The organism is Micromonospora sp. WMMA1947 (assembly GCF_027497355.1).
GTDB lineage: Bacteria > Actinomycetota > Actinomycetes > Mycobacteriales > Micromonosporaceae > Micromonospora.
The window spans coordinates 3,399,748-3,420,906 of the sequence record NZ_CP114909.1 but is presented as its reverse complement, the minus strand read 5'-3'; the positions used below and the strand labels follow the sequence as shown (position 1 = coordinate 3,420,906).

The following is a 21,159-nucleotide window of genomic DNA, read 5'->3' as shown; positions in this document are numbered from 1 at the left end:
CCTGATCGACACGCGGCGGAAGCTCAGGTTACGCCGAGGAAGCCGGAAAGGCGCGCCGGGCGTACGCGGGGCCGTCGATGAACACCGGCGGCCCCGCGTCCTCGTCAGCGGGAGTCGGAGCCGGTGGTGGTGATCGCCGCCCGTCCAGCCTCCAGCCGCGCCACCGGCACCCGGAACGGCGAGCAGGAGACGTAGTCCAGCCCGACTTCGTGGAAGAAGTGCACCGAGTCCGGGTCGCCGCCGTGCTCGCCGCAGACGCCGAGCTTCAGGCCGGGGCGGGCCGCCCGGCCCTCCTCGGCGGCGATGCGGATCAGCCGGCCGACGCCGTCGGTGTCGATCGACTCGAACGGCGAGATGCCGAAGATGCCCAGCTCCAGGTACCGCCAGAAGAACGCGCCCTCCACGTCGTCGCGGGAGAAGCCCCAGCCCATCTGGGTCAGGTCGTTGGTGCCGAAGGAGAAGAACTCGGCCGCCTCGGCGATCTGCCCGGCGGTCAGCGCCGCCCGGGGCACCTCGATCATCGTGCCGATCAGCACCTCGACGCCGCTGTCTCCGACCACCTCGGCGATGATCCGCTCGGCCTCGGCGCGTACCGTCTCCAGCTCCTGCACGGCCCCGACCAGCGGCACCATGATCTCCGGGCAGGCCGTGCCGCCGTCGCGGACGACCGCCACGGCGGCCTCCGCGATCGCGCGGACCTGCATGGCGAACAGGCCGGGGATGACCAGGCCGAGCCGGACGCCGCGCAGGCCCAGCATCGGGTTCTCCTCGTGCATCCGCCGCACGGCGGCGAGCAGCGCCTCCTCCTTGGCGACGTCCTCGCCGCGCTCCTGCGCCACCGCGACGTTCACCGCGAGCTGCTCCAGCGGGGGCAGGAACTCGTGCAGCGGCGGGTCGATCAGCCGCACGGTGACCGGCAGGCCGTCCATCTCGCGGAAGATCTCGACGAAGTCGGCCCGCTGCAGCGGCAGCAGCGCGGCGAGCGCGTCCTCCCGCTCCCGTTCCCCGGAGGCCAGGATGAGCCGCTCGACCAGCTCGCGCCGGTCGCCGAGGAACATGTGCTCGGTGCGGCACAGGCCGATGCCCTCGGCGCCGAAGCGCCGCGCCCGGGCCGCGTCCGCGCCGGTGTCGGCGTTGGTGCGGACCCGCAGCCGCCGCGCGGCGTCGGCGTGCGTCATGATCCGGTGTACGGAGCGGACCAGCGCGTCGTCGGTGGTCTCCGGGTCGAGTTCGCCCTCGAAGTACTGCACCACCTCGGACGGCATGACCGGCACCTCGCCGAGGTAGACCTTTCCGGTGGTGCCGTCAATCGAGACGATGTCGCCCTCGTTCACCACGTGCCCACCGACTGTGAACTTCTTCGCCGGCACGTTGACGTCCAGCTCGTCGGCGCCGGAGACGCAGGTCTTGCCCATGCCGCGGGCAACCACTGCGGCGTGGCTGGTCTTGCCGCCCCGGGAGGTGAGGATGCCCTTGGCGGCGATCATGCCGTTGAGGTCGTCCGGGTTGGTCTCCCGGCGGACCAGGATCACCGACTCCCCCTCGGCGGCCAGCTCGACCGCCCGGGCCGAGGTGAAGACGACCTTGCCGGACGCGGCACCCGGGGAGGCGCCGATGCCCTTGGCCACCGCCTCGAACTCGTGGTCGAGCTGGAAGCGCGGGAACATCAGCTGGGCGAGCTGCGCGCCGTTGACCCGGTGCAGCGCCTCGTCCAGGTCGATCAGGCCCTCGTCGACGAGCTGCCCGGCGATGACGAACGCGGCGGCGGCGGTGCGCTTGCCGACCCGGGTCTGGAGCATCCAGAGCTTGCCGCGCTCGATGGTGAACTCGATGTCGCAGAGGTCCTTGTAGTGCTCCTCCAGCCGGGCCATGATGCCGAGCAGCTCGTCGTAGGAGGTCTTGTCGAGCTGCTCCAGCTCCTGCAGCGGCACCGTGTTGCGGATGCCGGCCACCACGTCCTCGCCCTGGGCGTTCGCCAGGTAGTCGCCGTAGATGCCCTGCGCCCCGCTGCCCGGGTCGCGGGTGAACGCGACGCCGGTGCCGGAGTCGGGGCCGAGGTTGCCGAAGACCATCGTCACCACGTTGACGGCGGTGCCCAGGTCGGCCGGGATGCGCTCCTGCCGGCGGTAGAGGATCGCCCGCTCCGCGTTCCACGAGTCGAAGACCGCGCGGATGGCGAGGTCGAGCTGCTCGCGCGGCTCCTGCGGGAACTCGCGGCCGGTGTGCTTGGCGAAGATCTTCTTGTACGCGTCGACCAGCCCGCGCAGGTCGTCGGCGTCCAGGTCGAGGTCGTTGTGCGTACCCTTGGCGCTCTTGATCTCGTCGAGCGCGTGCTCGAACTCCTCGCCCGGCACCTCGCACACGGTCTTGCCGAACATCTGGATCAGCCGGCGGTAGGAGTCCCAGGCGAACCTGTCGTTCCCACCTGCCTGGTTGCTCAGGCCGATCACGCTGCGGTCGTTGAGACCCACGTTGAGGACGGTCTCCATCATGCCCGGCATGGAGAACTTGGCGCCGGAGCGTACCGAGACCAGCAGCGGGTCGTCCGGGTCGCCGAGGCGCCGGCCCATCTCGCGTTCCAGCGACTCCAGGTGCGCCTCGATCTGCGCGGCCAGGCCGTCCGGCTCGCGCCCGGTCGTGAGGTACGCCTTGCAGGCCTCCGTGGTGATCGTGAAGCCGGGCGGAACCGGCAGGCCGAGATTCGTCATCTCGGCCAGGTTGGCCCCCTTGCCGCCGAGCAGATCCTTGAGATCCTTGTTGCCCTCGGCGAAGTCGTAGACGTACTTCTGCTCGACCGAATCGTGCGCTGCCACCAGAGCCTCCCACGCGCGCCATTGACACTTAACGAAGGTTCAGTTCGGACATACCCCGGTAGTGACCACCGGCAATCCCGGCTCGTCAGCGTCGGTGGGGCGAAGGCTAGGCGAGTTTGGAGAAACCTGGGAGCGTTCGGTGACTTTCGGCACAACGGTCACCACAATCCGCGTTCGTACGGGTTTTTGGGAACGCTTCCACGAGCACGATCACGCAATTCCATTTCTCCTCGTACTCTTGACGTCACTGCATCTCGCGGAACCTGACCTTTGCCATATCCCGCGCGAATACACCCCTCGGAGCCGTCGCCGTGCCGACCAACCCCGCCGCCCCGCAGACCGGGCCGGAGCCGACCGACACCCGTCCCACCAGCCCGTCCGGTGACCCGACGCTCTCGGAGGCGGCCTCGCCCGGCGCGCTCACCCCGGCCGCCGCGGCGTCGCCCTCCGCCGGCCTGCCCGATGCGGCGGCGCCCTCCTCCGCCGGTCTGCCCACTGCGACGACGCCCGCCGACGGCCTGCCGGGTGTGACGCCCGCCGACGGCCTGCCGGGTGTGGCGACGTCCCCCGCCGAGCTGGCCCGGGTCGCCGCGGGCCGGGCCGCCGGGGCGCTCGCCGGACCGGCGCCGGTCCGGCTCGGCGACGTGGTGCCGGCGCCCGAACAGGTACGCCCCGACCCGGCCGGCGACTTCACGCTGAACGCCGACGCGGTACTGCGGGTCAGCCCCGCCGGGCGGGACGTGGCCGAACAGCTCGCCGGCTGGCTGCGCCCGGCCACCGGCTTCCCGCTCCCGGTCGCCGACACCCCCGAGGGCGACCCGCTGACGCTCACGCTGTCCCCGGCGGACAGCGAGGGCGACCTGCTGACGTTCCCGCTGTCCGCGGCGGACACGAGCGCGGTCGCGAGCGGGCCGGCGTCCACGGGCCGGGCGGCGGCGGACGTCGCGGGCGGTGAGCCGTCCGGCCCGACGGCCCGCACCGCTGCGCCGGACGACGCCGGGCTCGGGGACGAGGGCTACCGCCTCGACGTGACCGCCGACGGCGTCCGGATCACCGCGGCCACCCCGGCCGGCCTGTTCCACGGCGCGCAGACGCTGCGGCAGCTGCTACCCGCGCCGATCGAGAACCCGACCGCTGTCGCGGTGCGCTGGGCGGTGCCCGGCGGCACGATCGTCGACCGGCCCCGCTTCCCCTACCGGGGCGCCATGCTCGACGTCGCCCGCCACTTCTTCCCGGTCGGGGACGTGCTGCGGGTGATCGATCACCTGGCCCGCTACAAGCTCAACCACCTGCACCTGCACCTCACCGACGACCAGGGCTGGCGGATCGCCGTCGACTCCTGGCCCCGGCTCGCCGAGGTCGGCGGGGCGACAGCTGTCGGCGGCGGCCCCGGCGGCTGGTACACCCGCGACGACTACCGCCGCATCGTCACGTACGCCGCCCGCCGACACGTCACGGTGGTGCCCGAGATCGACCTGCCGGGCCACACCAACGCGGCGCTGGTCGCGTACCCCGAACTGGCGCCCGGCAAGGTCGCGCCGCCGCCGTACACCGGCACCGAGGTCGGGTTCAGCTACGTCGACCCCGCCGACGAGCGGACGTACGCCTTCGTCGCGGACGTCGTCGGTGAGGTGGCCGCGCTGACGCCCGGACCGTGGCTGCACCTGGGCGGCGACGAGGCGTTCAAGGTGCCGGCCGACAGCTACCGCGCGTTCGTGGCGCGGGCCCAGCGCCTGGTCGCCGCCACCGGCAAGACCGTCGTCGGCTGGCACCAGCTCGCCCCGGCCGAACACGTCGACGGGCGCGTCCTGCAGTGGTGGGGCACGAACGGCGACGACCCGGAGACCGCCGACGCGGTACGCCGGGGCGCCCGGCTCATCCTCTCCCCCGGCAACCACGCGTACCTGGACATGAAGTACGCCCCGGACACCCCGATCGGACACGACTGGGCGGGCCTGATCGACGTCCGCCGGGCGTACGAGTGGGACCCGGCCACTCACGTGCGGGCCGTACCGGCCGAGGCCGTGCTGGGCGTGGAGGCGCCGCTGTGGACCGAGTCGGTCACCACGGTGGCCGAGATCGAGTTCATGCTCTTCCCGCGCCTGCCCGCCGTCGCCGAGCTGGGCTGGTCACCGCGCGAGACGCACGACTGGTCCCGGTTCCGCAGCCGGCTCGCCGGCCACGGCCCGCGCTGGGCCACCGCCGGCATCACCTTCCACCCCTCCCCCGACATCCCCTGGCCCCCCACCGCAGCCCAGATCCCCACCCAGCCCACCCCCATCCCCACGACCCCCTGACCCGCACGGCCGCGCCGCCCGGCGTGGCCCGCCGACCCCGCCGAGCGCCGACCCGCAGACCCGCCGACCCGCCGACCCGCCGACCCGCGTCGATCATGAAGTTGACGGCGACAATCCGGACACATTCCGCCGCCGACTTCATGATCGACCGCCACGTCGCCAGCCCCGACCACCGCTGGCAACTCGACCTGCCCGACGAGCCGCTCACCGTCACCGGCGACGCCCACCGGCTGCCTCATCCGGGGCGGTGCGCGTCCAGCCACCCCTCGTTGGGCGCGATCCCTTCCGATCGCCGAGATCTTGGTACGAAACCGTCCCCGGAGGGGCGCCGATCTACCAAGATCTCAAAGCTCGGCGCCACCCCTCCCACCGCATCGGTGGTCAAGGGGTTTGTGTCGGGCGGACGGCCCCAGACGGACACAAACTCCTTGATCAACGGGGTGGTGGGGGCGGCCCTGGGGGCGGGGACGGTGTCCCTGGGCGGTGAGGTCGAAGCGGAGTCGCCGCGCGCCAAGTGGGTTGGCTCGAAACACCGCCTAGGGCGGGCCGGACCCGGTGCGGCCCGGGCCGGGGTAGCTGCGGCGAGGGCAGACGGGTTCGGTGTCGGCTTGGGCAGACTGGGTCGTCCGTCAGCGGCGGGTGCGGGTGGGGTCGGTGTCCGGGTTTCGGGTGGTCGGGGTCACCGGTGGGGCGGAATCGGGGGTGGGTGCGGGGCGTTGTACATGGCAGACCGCGCCGCACCCGCCGACCACCCGCCCCCTCGGGCCGGGAATCAGGCCGGGAAGCCGGTCGTTACATCCCCCGGGCCGCCGAGCAGGCCGACAGCGCCTGTCGAGCGGGCCCCACCGCCGGGCAGCACCCCGGGAATGACCCCGGACCCCCGGTCGTTACATCCCCGAGCCGCCGGAGCAGGCCGTCCCCCTGGCCGCCCGAGCGAGCCACCGGCCCGACGCACATACCGGGCCACCTGATCTTTCTTCGCGGCATCCCCCATCGCCGCGTACCCCCGACAGAGAGGCAACTGATCATGGCTACCACTCTGCTGCGCAAGACCGTTCTGACCGCTGCTGGTGTCGTCGCCACCGCCGGTGGCATCGCCGGCCCCGCCATCGCCGCCCAGGCCACTCCGGCCGAGCGCGCCGCCGCCCAGGTCACCACCGACCGCAAGGGCCACGGCGAGCGGGAACTCGACGTGCGCTACGAGGCGCAGCCGAACTTCTACTTCTGCGGCCCCGCCGCCGCCCGCAACGCCCTGAGCGTGCAGGGCAAGAACATCGACGTGCACGCCATGGCCGAGGAAATGGGCACCACTGAAGCCGGCACCAACTCCATCAACGACATCACCCCCGTCCTGAACAAGGAGACCGGTAAGGACGTCTACAAGTCCACCGAGATCCCCATGGACAAGGCCCGCGACCGCGACAAGGTCGACAAGCTGCGCGCCGACGTGGTCAAGACGGTGGACGACGGCCGTGCCGTGGTGGCCAACATCGCCGGCACCGCCACCGACACCGACGGCACCACCCACTCCTTCGAGGGTGGCCACTACATCAGCGTGGTCGGCTACCGCGACGGCGGGAAGGTCGTGACGATCGCCGACTCGGCGAACCCGAACCAGGCCTCCTACCGCATGGACGTCGACGAGCTCGCCCGCTGGATCGCCAGCCGCGGCTACAGCTCCTGACCGAACACCGAAGGGCCCGGCCCCCACGGGGGCCGGGCCCTTCGAAGTATCCGGGTCAGCCGCCGGAGTCCTCCAGCTCGGCGCCGTCCGGCGGGGTGTCGTCGTCGCGGCTGGCCAGCCAGCCGTCGGGCAGGAACACCTTGCCCGGGGAGTTGGTGCGGCCGCGCGGCTGGCCGAGGTTCTCCACCGGGAACGGTACGGCCGGGTCGAGCTTGCCGAGCAGGTCGTCGAGCTGCGCCAGGCTCTCGATCATGGCGAGCGAGCGGCGCAGCTCGCTGCCGATCGGGAAGCCCTTGAGGTACCAGGCGACGTGCTTGCGGAAGTCGGTGCAGCCGTCCCGCTCGCCCCGGGCCGGGTTGCGCGCGCCCGCCACGAACTGCTCCACGAGCAGCTCGGCGTGCCGGCGCATGGTCACCGCCACCTCGCCGAGGCTCGGCAGCCGCCGCTCGGCGCTCCCGTTGAACGCGGCCTCCAGGTCGGCGAACAGCCACGGACGGCCCAGGCAGCCACGCCCGATCACCACACCGTCGACGCCGGTGTGCGCGACCATCCGCAGCGCGTCGTCGGCCTCCCAGATGTCGCCGTTGCCGAGCACCGGCACGTCGAGCGCCGCCTTGAGCGTGGCGATCGCGTCCCAGTCGGCGTTGCCGGAGTAGCGCTGCGCGGCCGTACGCCCGTGCAGGGCGACCGCCGCGACGCCCGCGTCCTGGGCGGCCAGCCCCGCCTCGACGTACGTCAGGTGGTCGTCGTCGATGCCCTTGCGCATCTTGACGGTGACCGGCACCCCGGCGGGTGACGCGGCGTCCACCGCGGCCCTGACCAGCCGGGCGAACAGCCGGCGGCGCCACGGCAGGGCCGAGCCGCCGCCCTTGCGGGTCACCTTGGGCACGGGGCAGCCGAAGTTGAGGTCGATGTGGTCGGCAAGGTCGCGCTCGACCACGATCCGTACGGCCGCGGCGGTGATCTCCGGGTCGGTGCCGTAGAGCTGGAGGCTGCGGGGCTGCTCCTCGGCGCCGAAGGCGATCATGCGCAGCGTCTTCGGGTTCCGCTCGACGAGCGCACGGGTGGTGATCATCTCGCAGACGTAGATGCCGCCGCCCTGCTCACGGCAGAGCCGGCGGAAGCCGACGTTGGTGATCCCGGCCATCGGCGCGAGCACCACCGGCGGCCACACCCGGTGCGGGCCGATGGTCAACGCGGGCAGGGTCGGGGCAGTCACCGCACAAGTGTAAGGAAGGGCCCCTTCTTAACGTCTCCGGTAGAGCAGGGGCCCCTTCTTAACAGGGCACATATCACAGCCGGCCCGCCCGGCGGGCGTTCTCCACAACCGGGGAGGCTGTCCACAGGCCGGGCGCACGGGCCGGAACGTGGATCGGTCGATCGCGCACGCTGCCGGGCATGCCCGAACAACCACGCGAGCTCAGCGACCTGGCGGAACGCCAGCAGCAGATCGTCACGCGGACCCAGCTGCTCGGCGTCGGATTCGACGACATGTACCTGTACCGGCAGACCCGGCGCGGCCTGTGGCAGCGGGTCCTGCCGGCGACGTACGCGCTCGTCACCGGCACCCTCACCGACGAGCAGCGACGCATCTCGGCGGCGCTCTACGCGGGCGCCGACGCGCAGCTCACCGGCCTGGCCGCCCTGACCTGGTACGGGTTCCGGTACAGCCCGCGCACCGCTGACGTACACCTGATCCTGCCGCACCACGTGCGGCGCCGATCGGCCGGTCACGCGGTGATCGCGCGGGCCCTGGAGCTTGATCCGCGGGCCCGGCGGACCGCGCTGTACCCGGTGTGCTCGCCCGCCCGGGCGGTCGTGGACGCCGCCCGCGACCTGCGCCGGCTGCGGCCGGTACGGGCGACGGTGGCCGAGGCCGTGCAGCGCGGTTTCACCGACCTGGACAGCCTGGACGCGGAGATCCGCCGGGCCCGGCGAAGCCGCACCGCCCTGATCCGGAAGGCGTTCGCCGAGATCACCGACGGGGTCCGCTCGGCGCCCGAGACGGAGCTGCGGGAGTGCCTGGGCGGCAGCGGTGTGCTCGGCGAGATCCTGTGGAACCCGCGGCTGTCGGCGGCCGACGGCACCCGCCTGCCGACGCCGGACGGCTACCTCGCCGACTGCGCGGTGGCGTTGGAGGTCGACTCGCGGGAGTACCACCTCAGCCCGGACGACTGGGCGCGGACGCTGGACCGGCACAACGAGCTGAGCCGGCACGGGGTGCTCATCCTGCACTTCACGCCGGCACAGATCCGCCGGGAACCGGGCCGCGTGCGGCGCACGGTGGAGGACGCGTACGCGGCCCGGCGCGGGCTGGGCGCCGCGACCGGCGTACGGGTGGAGTCGATCTCCCCCGGCGACGGGTGTTAAGAAGGGGCCCCTTCTCTACGCGAGGCGTTAAGAAGGGGCCCTTCCTTACACTCAGCAGCCGGGGAGGCGCTCGATCAGGTAGCGCTCGACCTGGTCCAGCGAGACGCGCTCCTGGGCCATGGTGTCCCGGTTCCGGACCGTCACCGCGTTGTCGTCGAGCGTGTCGAAGTCGACTGTGACGCAGAACGGCGTGCCGATCTCGTCCTGCCGGCGGTAGCGGCGGCCGATCGCCTGCGAGTCGTCGAACTCGACCACCCAGCGCTTGCGCAGGTCGGTGGCGAGCTGCTTGGCCTTCGGCGACAGCGCCTCGTTGCGCGACAGCGGCAGCACGGCGACCTTGACCGGGGCCAGCCGCGGGTCGAAGCGCATGACGGTGCGCTTGTCCACGCCGCCCTTGGTGTTCGGCGCCTCGTCCTCGTCGTACGCCTCGAGCAGGAACGCCAGCACCGCGCGGGTGAGACCGGCGGCGGGCTCGATCACGTACGGCATCCAGCGCTCGCCCTTGCCCTGGTCGAAGTACGACAGGTCGACGCCGGAGTGCTTGCTGTGCGTGGACAGGTCGAAGTCGGTGCGGTTGGCGATGCCCTCCAGCTCGGCGAACTCGCTGCCGCCGAACCGGAACCGGTACTCGATGTCGACGGTGCGCTTCGAGTAGTGGGAGAGCTTCTCCTTGGGGTGCTCGTAGAAGCGCAGGTTCTCCTCGGACAGGCCCAGGTCGAGGTACCAGTTCCAGCGCTCCTGAAGCCAGTACTCGTGCCACTGCTCGTCGGTGCCGGGCTCGACGAAGAACTCCATCTCCATCTGCTCGAACTCGCGGGTCCGGAAGATGAAGTTGCCGGGGGTGATCTCGTTGCGGAACGACTTGCCGGTCTGCGCGATGCCGAACGGCGGCTTCTTGCGGGCGACCGTCTCCACGTTCTTGTAGTTGACGAAGATGCCCTGGGCGGTCTCCGGGCGCAGGTAGTGCATGCCCTCGTCGCTCTCCACCGGGCCCAGGTAGGTCTTCATCAGGCCGTTGAACATCTTCGGCTCGGTGAAGGTGCCCTTGTTGCCGCAGTTGGGGCAGTTCAGCTCCGTCAGCGAGGTCAGCGGCTTGCCGTGCTTGGCCTCGTACGCCTCTTCCAGGTGGTCGGCCCGGAACCGCTTGTGGCAGGACTGGCACTCGGTGAGCGGGTCGACGAACTCGGCGATGTGGCCGCTGGCCTCCCAGACCTTGCGGGCCAGGATGACCGCCGAGTCGAGGCCGACGACGTCGTCGCGCTGCTGCACCATGGTCCGCCACCACTGCCGGCGGACGTTCTCCTTCAGCTCGACGCCGAGCGGACCGTAGTCCCACGCCGACCGGGTGCCCCCGTAGATCTCGCTGGAGGGAAAGACGAAGCCCCGGCGCTTGGCGAGGCTGGTGACGGCGTCGATACGGTCGGCTGGCATGTTTCCTCCTACGCCGGCTGGCGGTCGGCGCGGTTGAGATGGATGGAACCGGGCTGTTCGGGACAACGGTACGACCGTGTCCGTCCCGAGCCCAGCAGAATACCGGGGGCCGGTCAGCTCACCCCGCAGACCTCCACGCCGCCCGTCTGCTGGTCCGGCGCCAGCGTCACGGTCTGCGCCTCCCGCCGGCCGCCGGCCAGCGTGACGTCCACCGGCACGGTGAGCGTGGCGAGGTCGACCTCGCCGACCCGGAAGCCGGAGATCTGTGGCTCGGTGGCCACCCGCCGCTCGAACTCCCGCCGGGGTTCGCGTCGCCGGATGTCGTCGCAGAGCGTGTCGTACGCCTTGGACCACTCCCGGGCGACGAGCGCCTGGTAGTAGTCGTTCGTGACGGCCCGGCCCTGCTCGCCGACGGCCTGGGCGTTGCTCACCGCCAGGCCGACCACCGCCGCGCCGCCCCCGCCGCAGCAGATCAGCACTGCGAGCGCGCCCGCGCCGAGGCCGAGCCAGAGCCGGGTCCGCCCGCCCTCGGTGGGCGGGGCGGCGAACGGCGGCGCGGCGCCGGGCCCCTGCGGCGGTGCGGGCACCCCGGGGTCCGCCGGCAGCGCGGGCGGAACGGATGGCGGGGGTGGCGCGGCCGGTCCGGGAGCGGTCATACGCGCCAGGGTAGTGCCCCGGCACTCAGCGGTACGGGCCTGCGGCACGATCGCTGGCGACGACGACGATCTCCCCGTCGGGGGCGGCGCTGGCGAGCGTCTCGTACGCGGACGGCTCGTCCACCGATCGGGCGAGCAACGGCACGGCGGTGACCTTGACGTCGAATCCGCCGAGTGCCCGCCGGTACGCCCCGACCGACTCCCACTCGGTGATCAGGACCCAGTGGGCCGGGTCGTCGAGCGCCCGCAGCAGTTCACCGCGCAGGTAGCCGGGGCGGGCGGCGAGCGCGGCCAGTGCGGCGTGCGCCGCCCGGGTGAACTCGTCCACCGTTTCGGCTTCCACCACGAAGCGGTTGGTGACCAGCACGGGGTTCCTCCTCGTAGAGTTTGTGGCATGCAGCGTACGCAGAGTCCTGTGCTGTCCCGGTTGGCACGGCTCAACCCGACGGCGGTGTTCCTGGCCACGCTGGCCGTGGTGCTTGTCGGCCTCTTCGCGCCCGGCCCGGCGGGCGGCGTCCTGCTGCTCGTGCTGGCCGGCGGGTTGGTCTGGCTGATGTCGGTCACCTGGCCGGTGCAGGCCCCGGCGACCCGGATGCTCCGGCTGGTGATGCTCACCTTGTTGATCGCGGTGGCGCTGGCGAAGGTCATGGTCGGCTGACTCGGGGAAGCAGAGCCGAGCTGACCTGCGCTGACATGCAATCATGCGTTTTTGACAATAGTTTTCGTTGTCGCGGACAGTTGAGCCCATGACCGTTCGCGCACCTCGCCGCATCCTGACCGCCGCAACCACCGCCCTGCTCGCCGCCGCCGGCCTGACCGCCTGCGGGGACGGCACAGGCGCCGCGAGCGAGCCGGGCAAGGTCGGCGTGGTGGCCGCGTTCTACCCGCTCCAGTTCCTGGCCGAGCGGATCGGCGGCGACACGGTAGCGGTCAGCAACCTCACCAAGCCGGGCGCCGAGCCGCACGACCTGGAACTCAACCCGCGGCAGGTCGGCCAGGTGGTCGACGCCGACCTGGTCGTCTACCTCAGCGGCTTCCAGCCGGCGGTGGACGAGGCGGTGGAGCAGAACGGCGGCGCCCGCGCGTTCGACGTGGCGGGCGTCACGCCGCTGCGGGACGCCGCCGCCGGTGGCCACGACCACGACCACGAGGGCGAGGCCGGGCACACCGAGGAGGGCGGAGGCAAGGACCCGCACGTCTGGCTCGACCCGACCCGGCTGGCCACCATCGGCGACAAGCTCGCCGAGCGGCTCGGCAAGGCCGACCCGGACCACGCCGCCGACTACACCGCCCGCGCCGACGCGCTGCGTACCGAGCTGACGAAGCTCGACACCGAGTACGCCGACGGCCTGCGCACCTGCCAGCGCCGGGAGATCGTCACCAGCCACACCGCGTTCGGCTACCTGACCGAGCGCTACCAGCTGGAGCAGATCGGCATCAGCGGGCTCACCCCGGAGTCCGAGCCGTCCCCGAAGCGGCTCGCCGAGGTCGCCGAGGAGGCCCGGAAGCACCAGGCCGGCACGATCTTCTTCGAGACGCTCGTCAGCCCGAAGGTCGCCGAGACCATCGCGCGTGAGGTCGGCGCGAAGACGGCCGTCCTGGACCCGCTGGAGGGCCCGCCCGCCGACGGCGACTACCTCTCCGCGATGCGCACCAACCTGCAGACCCTGCGAACCGCTCTGGACTGTTCATGACCCCACCGGTGATCGAGATCGCGCACGCCACCGTCGGCTACGACGGCCGCCCGGTGCTGCGTGACGTCTCGTTGACAGTGACCGCTTCCGAGGTGGTCGCCGTGCTCGGCGCCAACGGCTCCGGCAAGTCGACGCTCGTGCGCGCCGCGCTCGGCCTGGTGCCGGTCGGCGCCGGGTCGGTCGCCCTGTTCGGCACACCGCAGCGCCGCTTCCGGCAGTGGCACCGCATCGGGTACGTGCCGCAGCGGCTCGGCGCGGGCAGCGGAGTGCCCGCCACCGTGGGCGAGGTGGTGGCGTCCGGGCGGCTGGCCCGCCGGGGCGTACTGCGGCCCGCCGGGCGGGCGGACCGGGAGGCGGTGGCGGCGGCGCTGGACGCGGTCGGGCTCGCCGACCGGGCCGGCGACCCGGTGTCGACGCTCTCCGGCGGCCAGCAGCAGCGCACCCTGATCGCCCGCGCGCTCGCCGGCGGGCCGGAGCTGCTGGTGCTCGACGAGCCGACCGCCGGGGTGGACGCGGCCAGCCAGGAGGCGTTCGCCGGGGCGCTGCGCACGTTCCGCGACGGCGGGGGCACGGTGCTGCTCGTCGCGCACGAGCTGGGCCCGCTGCGCCCGCTGATCAGCCGGGCCGTGGTGGTGCACCAGGGCGGGATCGCCCACGACGGCGCGGTGCCCGAACCGGCCGGCCACCACGCCGACCCGGACCACGAGCACGTGCACCCGCACTGCGACGAGGAGCCGGCCCGGCTCTGGACAGGCATCTGAGATGGACCTCTTCCAGTACGACTTCATGCTCCGCGCCCTGGTCGGCGCGCTGATCATCGGGCTGGCCGCCCCGGCGCTCGGCATCTACCTGGTGCAGCGCCGGCTGGCGTTGATCGGCGACGGGCTCGGGCACGTGGCGCTCACCGGCGTCGGCGCGGGACTGCTGCTCAACCGCTCCCCCGTGCTGGTGGCGGTGATCGCCGCGACGCTCGGCGCGATCGTGATCGAGCTGGTCCGCGCGTACGGGCGCACGTCCGGCGACCTCGCGCTGGCGCTGCTGTTCTACGGCGGCATCGCCGGTGGCGTGATGCTGGTCGGGCTCTCCGACGCCAGCAGCGGGTCGCTCAACGCGTACCTGTTCGGGTCGCTGACCACCACCTCCCGCACCGACCTGATCACCATCGGTGTGCTCGGCGCGGTGCTGCTGGTGACCATGCTGGTGCTGCGCCCGGCGCTGTTCGCGGTGTGCCACGACGAGGAGTACGCCCGGGTGTCCGGCCTGCCGGTGCGGACGCTGAACCTGGTCATCGCGGTCGGCACCGCGGTCACGGTGACCATCGCCATGCGGGCGGTCGGGGTGCTGCTGATCAGCGCGCTGATGGTGGTGCCGGTGGCCGCCGCGCAGCAGGTGACCCGGGGATTCCGGTCGACCATGGCGGCGGCCATGGCGCTGGGCCTGTTCGCCGCCGGCACCGGGGTGTGGGTGGCCGCCACCGCGGACACCGCGCCCGGCGCGTCGGTGGTGCTCGTGGCGATCGGCTCGTTCCTGCTGGTCGCGCTCGCGGCGGCCGGTCTGCGGGCGCTGCGGCGGCGGACCCGGACCGACCGGGCGACGCCGCCGCCCGAGCCGGCCGAGCACGAGGTGCTGCTGCGGTGAGGCCCTACCCGCCGGCGCAGCTGGGATTGGTTACCGTTACAGGGTGACCGGCACGAACGGGTACGACGCCTTCGAGGGTGCGGGTGACCTGCTGCGCGCGCTCTCGGCCCCGATCCGGCTCGCGATCGTCAGCGAGCTGGCCGAGGGCGAGCGCTGCGTGCACGAGCTGGTCGAGAAGCTCGGCGCGCCGCAGCCGCTCGTCTCCCAGCACCTGCGGGTGCTGCGCGGCGCCGGGGTGGTACGCGGGTCGCGGCGCGGCCGGGAGATCGCGTACGCGCTGGTCGACGACCACGTCGCGCACATCGTGGCGGACGCGGTCAGTCACGCCGGCGAAGGGTCGCACTGAGCGGGAAATCCGCCAGGTGCCGACGCGCCCGCGCCGTGGGACGCTGTCCGGCGTGAAGATCTACGCCGACCGTTTTCCCACCGCCGTCCGCCAGTTCCTCACCGACCTGCTCGTGGTCGTCTGGGTGTACGCGGCGATCCGCTTCGCGCTGTGGCTGCACGACGTGGTCGAGAAGCTCGCCGTACCCGGGCAGAAGCTGGAGGGTGCCGGCGGTGGTCTCGCCGACAACCTGGCCGACGCCGGCGGCAAGGTCGGCCGGGTGCCGATCGTCGGAGACGAGCTGACCGCGCCGTTCACCCGGGCCGCCGACGCCGCCCGCGCGGTCGCCGACGCGGGCCGCGACCAGCAGGAACTGGTCGGGCAGCTCGCGCTCGGGCTGACCGTCGCGGTGCTGGTGTTCCCGCTCGGCCTGGTGCTGTTCGGCTGGCTGCCGCTGCGCCTGCGCTGGATGCGCCGGGCCGGCGCGGCGAAGGCACTGGCCGGTGCGCCGGCCGGCCGGGACCTGCTGGCGCTGCGCGCGCTGGCCGGTCAGCCGCTGTCGAAGCTGACCCGGATCGCGCCCGACGTCGCCGAGGCGTGGCGGCGCGGCGACGACGCGACAGTCGACGCGCTCGCCGCGCTGGAGCTGCGCGAACTGGGGCTGCGCGGCGGTCGCTGACGTCCCCGCTCCCGGCTCCCGGCTCCCGGCTCCCGGCTCCCGGCTCCCGGCTCCCGGCTCCCGGCTCCCGGCTCCCGGCTCCCGGCTCCCGGCTCCCGGCAGATGATGCACTTCTCGTCGTTATGACTCTCGGTCATAATTATGACCGAGAGTCATAACGACGAAAAAGAGTCCTTCCTCTGGCGCCACGTGACACCGCGTATCGGGTCGCTGGCTCTTCCCAAAAGGCCGCGGGCCCGGCGGCGCGCCGCGAGTCCGACACGACGTCAGGACAACAGCCCGCTCCTCCGGTTCGGGAACGGTGGCCGGTGGGTGCGGCCGACGTTCCCGGTCGGCCCGGCAGTCGCCGGACTCCGCGTGGACCGACGGACGGTGCCGTCCGCAGGCGCAGCACGCCGCAACCCGGCACCAACCGGCGGACGACGACCGCGGTGCGGGCGCGGCGAGGGTGCAGCGGTTGGTCAGCCGGCGGGCGGAATGCGACGGCGGACGTCCTGCTCGGTGGACGGCCCCGGTTCCCAGCGGGCCACCCACGGCAGGTCGGCCGGCGGCGTGACCACGCCGTCCTCCAGTGCGGCGTACCGGCCGGCGACGATCCGCTTGGCGGCGGCCACGTCGACCGAGTCGGTGTTCGACCACAGGCCGGTGAACAGCTCGTCGACGCGCAGCCGGGCCTGACGGCAGAACAGGTCGGCCAACTCGACGTTCTCCGGGTGCGCGTCCCGCTCGGCGTAGGCCCGGACGCAGACCGCGCTCATCGCGAACAGCTCCGCCCCGATGTCCACCACCCGGCCGAGGAACGCCTGCTTGCGCTCCATCTTCCCCTGCCAGCGCGACATCGCGTAGAAGGTCGACCGGGCCAGCTTGCGGGAGGTCCGCTCGACGTGGCGCAGGTGCCCGGCCAGCGGCCCGAACTCCTGGTACGCCCCGGGCGTCTGCCCCTTGCCGACGGCGAGCGTGGGCAGCCACTTCGCGTAGAAGGCGCCGGCCCGCGCGCCCGCCTTGGCCTTGCGGCCCAGCCCGGCGTCCGGGTCGATGATGTCGCCCGCCACGGACAGGTGCGCGTCGACCGCCTCGCGGGCGATCAGCAGGTGCATGATCTCGGTGGAGCCCTCGAAGATCCGGTTGATCCGCAGGTCGCGCAGGAGCTGCTCGACGGCGGCCGGTCGCTCTCCCCGGGCGGCGAGCGAGTCGGCCGTCTCGTAGCCGCGGCCACCGCGGATCTGGATCAGCTCGTCGGCGATCCGCCAGGCCATCTCGCTGGCGTAGAGCTTGACCAGCGCCGCCTCGATCCGGATGTCGTTGCGGTCGTCGTCGGCGAGCATGCAGGACAGGTCGAGCATCGACTCCATGCCGTACGTGGTGGCGGCGATGAAGGACAGCTTCTTCGCCACCGCCTCGTGCTCACCCACCGGCCGACCCCACTGGACCCGGTCCGCCGCCCACTCGCGGGCCACGTTGAGCGCCCACTTGCCGGCGCCGACGCACATGGCCGGCAGCGAGAGCCGCCCGGTGTTCAACGTGGTCAGCGCGATCTTCAGGCCCTTGCCCTCGCCGCCGATCACGTTCTCCTTCGGCACGAACACGTCGTGGAACCGGGTGAGGCTGTTCTCCAGGCCACGCAGCCCGACGAAGGAGTTGCGCCGTTCCACGGTGATGCCGTCGCTGTCGCCCTCCACCACGAACGCGGTGATGCCGCCGCGCCGCCCCTCTGCGGCCGGCACCCGGGCCATCACCACCAGCAGCGTGGCGAGCGTGCCGTTGGTGGCCCAGAGCTTCACCCCGTTGAGCCGGTAGCCGGTGCCGTCGGCGGTGGGCTCGGCGGTGGTGGCGAGCCGGGCCGGGTCGGAGCCGACGTCCGGCTCGGTGAGCAGGAACGCGGAGACCTCACCGGCCGCGAGCCGGGGCAGGAACCGGTCCTTCTGCTCGGGCGTGCCGAACATCTTCAGCGGCTGCGGCACGCCGATCGACTGGTGCGCGGAGAGCAGCGCGCTGACCGCCGGGTTCACCGAGCCGACGAGCATCAGCGCCCGGCAGTAGTGCAGGTTGCTCAGGCCGAGCCCGCCGTACTTCCGGTCGATCTTCATGCCGAACGTGCCGAGCCCGGCCAGGCCGTGGAACACCTCGTCGGGGATGCGCGCGTCCCGCTCGATCGCCTCACCGTCCACCTCGGACGTCAGATACGCGCGCAGCGCGCCGAGGAACTCGTCCGCGCGGGCCACCTCGGCCGGGTCGGGGCGGGGCCACGGGTCGATCAGGTCGAGCCGGAAGCGGCCGAGGAACAGTTCCTTGCCGAAGCTGGGCCGGTCCCAGGCCGACTCGCGGGCCGCCTCGGCGACCTGGCGGGCCTCCTTCTCGGAGACCTGGCCCGCCTCGGTGGGAAGCGGCCCCGCACCGTCGGGTGACTCGGGCCGGCTGTTCTGTGTCGTGGTCACGGCTGCCTCCTCGTCGGTCCGGCTGCGTCGACGCGTGCGACGAAAACGACGCTACCCCCGGGTGTTACCCAGGGGTAGCGTTGCGTGCACGTCCGATTTGGCGGACCGTCAGTCGGTCAGCGACTGCGGGCTGTCGTCCTCGTCGTCGATGTCGTCCTCACCCCAGTTGCGCCGGCTGAACGGCAGGATCGCCCAGAAGGTCAGGAACCACAGGCCGGTGAGCGTGCTGAGCAGGAACGCGATCGGCCGGTCCAGCACGAAGTCGGTGACCAGCAGGACCGAGCTGACCATCGCGATCAGCATGAAGAACAGGCCGCCGGTGGCCATCCGGTGGGCGAAGCGGACCAGCTCCGGCTTGCGGCCCTGCCGGAACAACGCCCGGTGGAACGCGACCGGAGAGATGATCATCGCGGCGGACGCGGCGGCGGTCAGCAGCGCCAGGATGTAGACGTCGCGCTGGAACTCCGTGGTCCGGCCGAACCCGTTGCTGAACGGCAGCGTCAGCAGGAAGGCGAAGAGGATCTGCACGCCTGTCTGCGCGACCCGCAGCTCCTGCAACAGATCGGCGAAGTTGCGCTGCCAGCGCTGCTTCTCGGATTCCTTGGACACTCGCGGACCTCCCCGGGAGACGGCACGGCCGGCGGGTGAACGCCCACCGGCAGCACCGCCTGTGCCCCGTACGGGCGATCACGAAACCGGTTCAGGAACCCCTGCGGATCCGGCCCGCGTACCGTGCCTCCAGCTCGGCGTTGTGCTCGTCGCCGCCGGTGATGTTCGCGGACAGGTAGACCGGCGGGCGCTGCCCCGCCGCGACCAGCCGGGCCACCACCTCGGTGACGATCTGCTGCGCGAGCAGCGCCGCGGTGATCGAGGAGACCGCGCCGACCGCGCCGCCACCCGGAAGCGGCAACGTCGCGTCGCCGTACGGGGCTCCGTTGTCCAGCACCACGTCGGCGAAGTCGGCGAGCTTGCGGCCGGACGGGTGCCGCGAGGTCATCCGGGCCGAGTGCTGCGCCGAGGTGATCGCCACCAGGCCGTGCCCGCGTTCCTTCACGATGGACGCGAACTCGACCATCGCCCCGTTCACGCCCGAGTTCGAGGCCAGCACGAACACGTCCTGCGGCCGGATCGGCGCCAGCTCGTAGAGGCGGTGCGCCACGGCCGGATCGCGTTCCAGCTTCGGGCCGAGCACGTCGGCCGGGTCGCCGCCGATCAGCACCAGGTCCCGCAACGCGATCCGGTTGGTGGGCACCAGGCCGCCGGCCCGCCCGGCGATCTCCATGGCCAGCGCCTCGGAGTGCCCGGTGCCGAACGCGTGCACCACACCGTCGGCGCGCAGCGCGGCCGCGATCAGGTCGGCCGCGTCGGCCACGTTCTGCCGCTGCGCGGCGGCCACCCGGCCGATCGTCTCGGTCACCACCGCCAGGTACGCGTCGGCGCTCACCGTCATGCCTCCTCCGTTCCTGTGCAACGGGCGAGGATCGCCTCGGCCAGCGGGCCGGGCGCCTCGTCCGGAATCCAGTGGCTGACGCCGGACAGCGTCACGAACCGGTAGTCACCGGTGACGCGCGCGGCGCACGCCTGCGCGGCCGTCCGGCCGATCGCCACGTCCTTGTCGCTCCACACGAACGTGGTGGGCACCCCGACCGGGGCGACCGCCTTCATGTCCGCACCGGTCATCGCGCGATACCAGTTCAGCGCCGCCGTCAAGGCGCCCGGCTCGCGCATCGGCTCGGCGTAGCGCGCCACCGTACCGGCGTCGCCCACGCCGCTCAGCAGCTTGCGCAGCGTGGCGCCGTTCCACGCCAGCAGCACCTTCTCCGCCGTACCGGGCTTGCGGAACAACGCGATGTAGGCGGACTTGACCTTCTGCCGGGGGTCGGTGGCGAGCGCGTGGCCCATCGCCGCCGGATGCGGCACCGACACCGCGGTCAGCGTCCGCACCCGGTCCGGGTGCGCCGCCGCCAGGCCCCACGCCACGATGGCGCCCCAGTCGTGGCCGACCACGTGGGCGCGGGTCACCCCGAGCGCGTCGAGCACGGCCGCCGCGTCGGCCACCAGCTCCGGAATCCGGTACGCCCCGATGTCGGCCGGACGCGCGCCGGGCGAGTAGCCGCGCTGGTCGAGCGCGTACGTGCGCAGCCCGGCGGCGTGCAGCGCGGGCGTGACCGCGTCCCACTCGCCCGAGTGCTGCGGGAAGCCGTGCAGCAGCAGGACCGGGTCGCCGCCCTCGGGACCGCCGGCGCGTACCTCGAACGTCAGTCCCCGCGCATCCACCAGCATGATCGCCACCATACCGACACTCGCCCTGCTGGGCCCCGGGCCGTGGTCGGTGCTAGCGTCTGCGACGAGACAACTTCACATCCGACAGGGGAGCGCGCAGCGCTGAGAGTGCGGGCCGGTGCCCGCAGACCCTCGAACCTGATCTGGGTAATGCCAGCGCAGGGAGTTCGGTCGACCTCCAGCCGCGTCGCCGTCCGGTGACCACCGGGCGCGGCGTGCGTCTTCTCCTGGTTCACCTCGACGAACTGGGAGCCAATCGTGAACCGTACCGACAGCAACCGCTGGCGTACCGTCGACATCGTCGTCGCCTCGGTCATCGCCGTCGCCTTCGGCGTCGTCTTCTGGGCCTGGGGCCTGCTCTGGAGCGCCACCGACGCGGCGTTCGCGTTCTTCCCGCCGGCGCAGGCAGTGCTCTACGGCGTGTGGCTGATCCCGGCGGTGCTCGCCGGCCTGATCATCCGCAAGCCGGGCGCCGCGCTGTACTGCGAGACGGTGGCCGCGATCATCTCCGCCCTGCTGGGCAGCCAGTGGGCGAGCATCGTGATCCTCCAGGGCCTGATGCAGGGCATCGGCGCCGAGCTGGCCTTCGCCGCGTTCCGGTACCGCTCGTTCCGCCTGCCGGTGGCGGTGCTGGCCGGTGCGCTGACCGGCCTCGGTGCTGCGATCTTCGACTTCGTCTACTGGAACAAGGCGTACGACTTCGCCTCCTACCGCCTCCCGTACGCGCTGATCACTATCGTCAGCGCCACTATCGTCGCCGGTCTGGGCGCGCACGTCCTCACCCGCGCGCTGGCGAACACCGGCGTGCTGGACCGCTTCCCCGCCGGTCGCGACCGCGCCCTGGTCTAGCCCTC

The 21,159-nt window shown here is 72.5% G+C and carries 19 protein-coding genes and 1 riboswitch; of the genes, 10 read left to right on the top strand and 9 right to left on the bottom strand.

Annotated elements, in window-relative coordinates:
• Positions 1-104 precede the first annotated feature (104 nt).
• The gene (gene ppdK, locus O7604_RS16425) at positions 105-2,813 is read right to left on the bottom strand and encodes a pyruvate, phosphate dikinase (RefSeq protein WP_281577034.1); all 2,709 of its coding nucleotides are present in this window, start codon (positions 2,811-2,813) and stop codon (positions 105-107) included.
• A 518-nt stretch (positions 2,814-3,331) separates the two neighbouring features.
• Here ppdK and O7604_RS16420 point away from each other — a divergent pair.
• Both O7604_RS16420 and O7604_RS16415 read left to right on the top strand, forming a co-directional pair.
• Entirely contained in the window at positions 3,332-5,110 is a 1,779-nt protein-coding gene (locus O7604_RS16420; RefSeq protein ID WP_281579972.1) for a beta-N-acetylhexosaminidase, read from the top strand.
• Between the two features lie 1,027 nt (positions 5,111-6,137).
• On the top strand, positions 6,138-6,794 hold the full coding sequence (locus O7604_RS16415; protein WP_281577033.1) for a C39 family peptidase: 657 nt from the start codon (positions 6,138-6,140) through the stop codon (positions 6,792-6,794).
• 55 nt (positions 6,795-6,849) lie between these two features.
• On the opposite strand, the gene dusB is transcribed toward O7604_RS16415, so the two are convergent.
• Positions 6,850-8,013 carry a tRNA dihydrouridine synthase DusB gene (gene dusB / locus O7604_RS16410; protein ID WP_281577032.1) on the bottom strand — a complete coding sequence of 388 codons (1,164 nt, stop codon included), beginning with the start codon at positions 8,011-8,013 and terminating at the stop codon, positions 6,850-6,852.
• 179 nt (positions 8,014-8,192) lie between these two features.
• Here dusB and O7604_RS16405 point away from each other — a divergent pair, with 179 nt between their 5' ends.
• Positions 8,193-9,164 carry a type IV toxin-antitoxin system AbiEi family antitoxin domain-containing protein gene (locus O7604_RS16405; RefSeq protein WP_281577031.1) on the top strand — a complete coding sequence of 324 codons (972 nt, stop codon included), beginning with the start codon at positions 8,193-8,195 and terminating at the stop codon, positions 9,162-9,164.
• A gap of 51 nt (positions 9,165-9,215) precedes the next feature.
• Here the strand turns inward: O7604_RS16405 and O7604_RS16400 are convergent, their stop codons facing one another.
• The 3 genes from O7604_RS16400 to O7604_RS16390 all read right to left on the bottom strand — a co-directional run bounded on the left by O7604_RS16400 (position 9,216) and on the right by O7604_RS16390 (position 11,618).
• Complete coding sequence (locus O7604_RS16400; RefSeq protein ID WP_194802327.1) at positions 9,216-10,595, bottom strand: glycine--tRNA ligase; 1,380 nt, start codon at positions 10,593-10,595, stop codon at positions 9,216-9,218.
• 113 nt (positions 10,596-10,708) lie between these two features.
• The gene (locus O7604_RS16395) at positions 10,709-11,182 is read right to left on the bottom strand and encodes a hypothetical protein (protein WP_269707031.1); all 474 of its coding nucleotides are present in this window, start codon (positions 11,180-11,182) and stop codon (positions 10,709-10,711) included.
• Between the two features lie 94 nt (positions 11,183-11,276).
• On the bottom strand, positions 11,277-11,618 hold the full coding sequence (locus tag O7604_RS16390) for an antibiotic biosynthesis monooxygenase family protein (protein ID WP_269704609.1): 342 nt from the start codon (positions 11,616-11,618) through the stop codon (positions 11,277-11,279).
• 27 nt (positions 11,619-11,645) lie between these two features.
• Here O7604_RS16390 and O7604_RS16385 point away from each other — a divergent pair, with 27 nt between their 5' ends.
• The 6 genes from O7604_RS16385 to O7604_RS16360 all read left to right on the top strand — a co-directional run bounded on the left by O7604_RS16385 (position 11,646) and on the right by O7604_RS16360 (position 15,587).
• Positions 11,646-11,909: a DUF6703 family protein gene (locus O7604_RS16385; protein WP_269704608.1), complete on the top strand. Its 264-nt coding sequence runs from the start codon at positions 11,646-11,648 to the stop codon at positions 11,907-11,909.
• Positions 11,910-11,997: 88 nt separating this feature from the next.
• The gene (locus O7604_RS16380) at positions 11,998-12,945 is read left to right on the top strand and encodes a metal ABC transporter substrate-binding protein (protein WP_281577030.1); all 948 of its coding nucleotides are present in this window, start codon (positions 11,998-12,000) and stop codon (positions 12,943-12,945) included.
• A complete protein-coding gene (locus O7604_RS16375; RefSeq protein WP_269704606.1) occupies positions 12,942-13,706 on the top strand; it encodes a metal ABC transporter ATP-binding protein in 765 nt (254 codons plus the stop codon). Before O7604_RS16380 ends, O7604_RS16375 begins: the two co-directional genes overlap by 4 nt.
• 1 nt (position 13,707) lies before the next feature.
• Entirely contained in the window at positions 13,708-14,583 is an 876-nt protein-coding gene (locus O7604_RS16370) for a metal ABC transporter permease (RefSeq protein ID WP_281577029.1), read from the top strand.
• 43 nt (positions 14,584-14,626) lie between these two features.
• Positions 14,627-14,929: a metalloregulator ArsR/SmtB family transcription factor gene (locus O7604_RS16365; protein ID WP_013287947.1), complete on the top strand. Its 303-nt coding sequence runs from the start codon at positions 14,627-14,629 to the stop codon at positions 14,927-14,929.
• 52 nt (positions 14,930-14,981) lie between these two features.
• A complete protein-coding gene (locus tag O7604_RS16360) occupies positions 14,982-15,587 on the top strand; it encodes a hypothetical protein (protein ID WP_269704604.1) in 606 nt (201 codons plus the stop codon).
• A gap of 461 nt (positions 15,588-16,048) precedes the next feature.
• Here O7604_RS16360 and O7604_RS16355 read toward each other — a convergent pair whose 3' ends face one another.
• The 4 genes from O7604_RS16355 to O7604_RS16340 all read right to left on the bottom strand — a co-directional run bounded on the left by O7604_RS16355 (position 16,049) and on the right by O7604_RS16340 (position 20,305).
• Positions 16,049-18,022, bottom strand: coding sequence for an acyl-CoA dehydrogenase family protein (locus O7604_RS16355; RefSeq protein WP_281577028.1), 1,974 nt, complete (start codon positions 18,020-18,022; stop codon positions 16,049-16,051).
• Positions 18,023-18,130: 108 nt separating this feature from the next.
• Positions 18,131-18,631 (bottom strand): DUF6328 family protein, encoded by a 501-nt coding sequence (locus O7604_RS16350; RefSeq protein WP_281577027.1) that lies wholly within the window; start codon positions 18,629-18,631, stop codon positions 18,131-18,133.
• A gap of 91 nt (positions 18,632-18,722) precedes the next feature.
• Positions 18,723-19,472, bottom strand: a complete 750-nt coding sequence (locus O7604_RS16345) for an SIS domain-containing protein (RefSeq protein ID WP_269704601.1) — start codon at positions 19,470-19,472, stop codon at positions 18,723-18,725.
• Entirely contained in the window at positions 19,469-20,305 is an 837-nt protein-coding gene (locus O7604_RS16340; protein ID WP_281577026.1) for an alpha/beta hydrolase, read from the bottom strand. Before O7604_RS16340 ends, O7604_RS16345 begins: the two co-directional genes overlap by 4 nt.
• A gap of 76 nt (positions 20,306-20,381) precedes the next feature.
• Positions 20,382-20,488, top strand: a riboswitch (TPP riboswitch).
• Between the two features lie 75 nt (positions 20,489-20,563).
• Here O7604_RS16340 and O7604_RS16335 point away from each other — a divergent pair.
• Complete coding sequence (locus O7604_RS16335) at positions 20,564-21,154, top strand: ECF transporter S component (RefSeq protein WP_269704599.1); 591 nt, start codon at positions 20,564-20,566, stop codon at positions 21,152-21,154.
• The last annotated feature ends 5 nt before the right edge of the window (positions 21,155-21,159 follow it).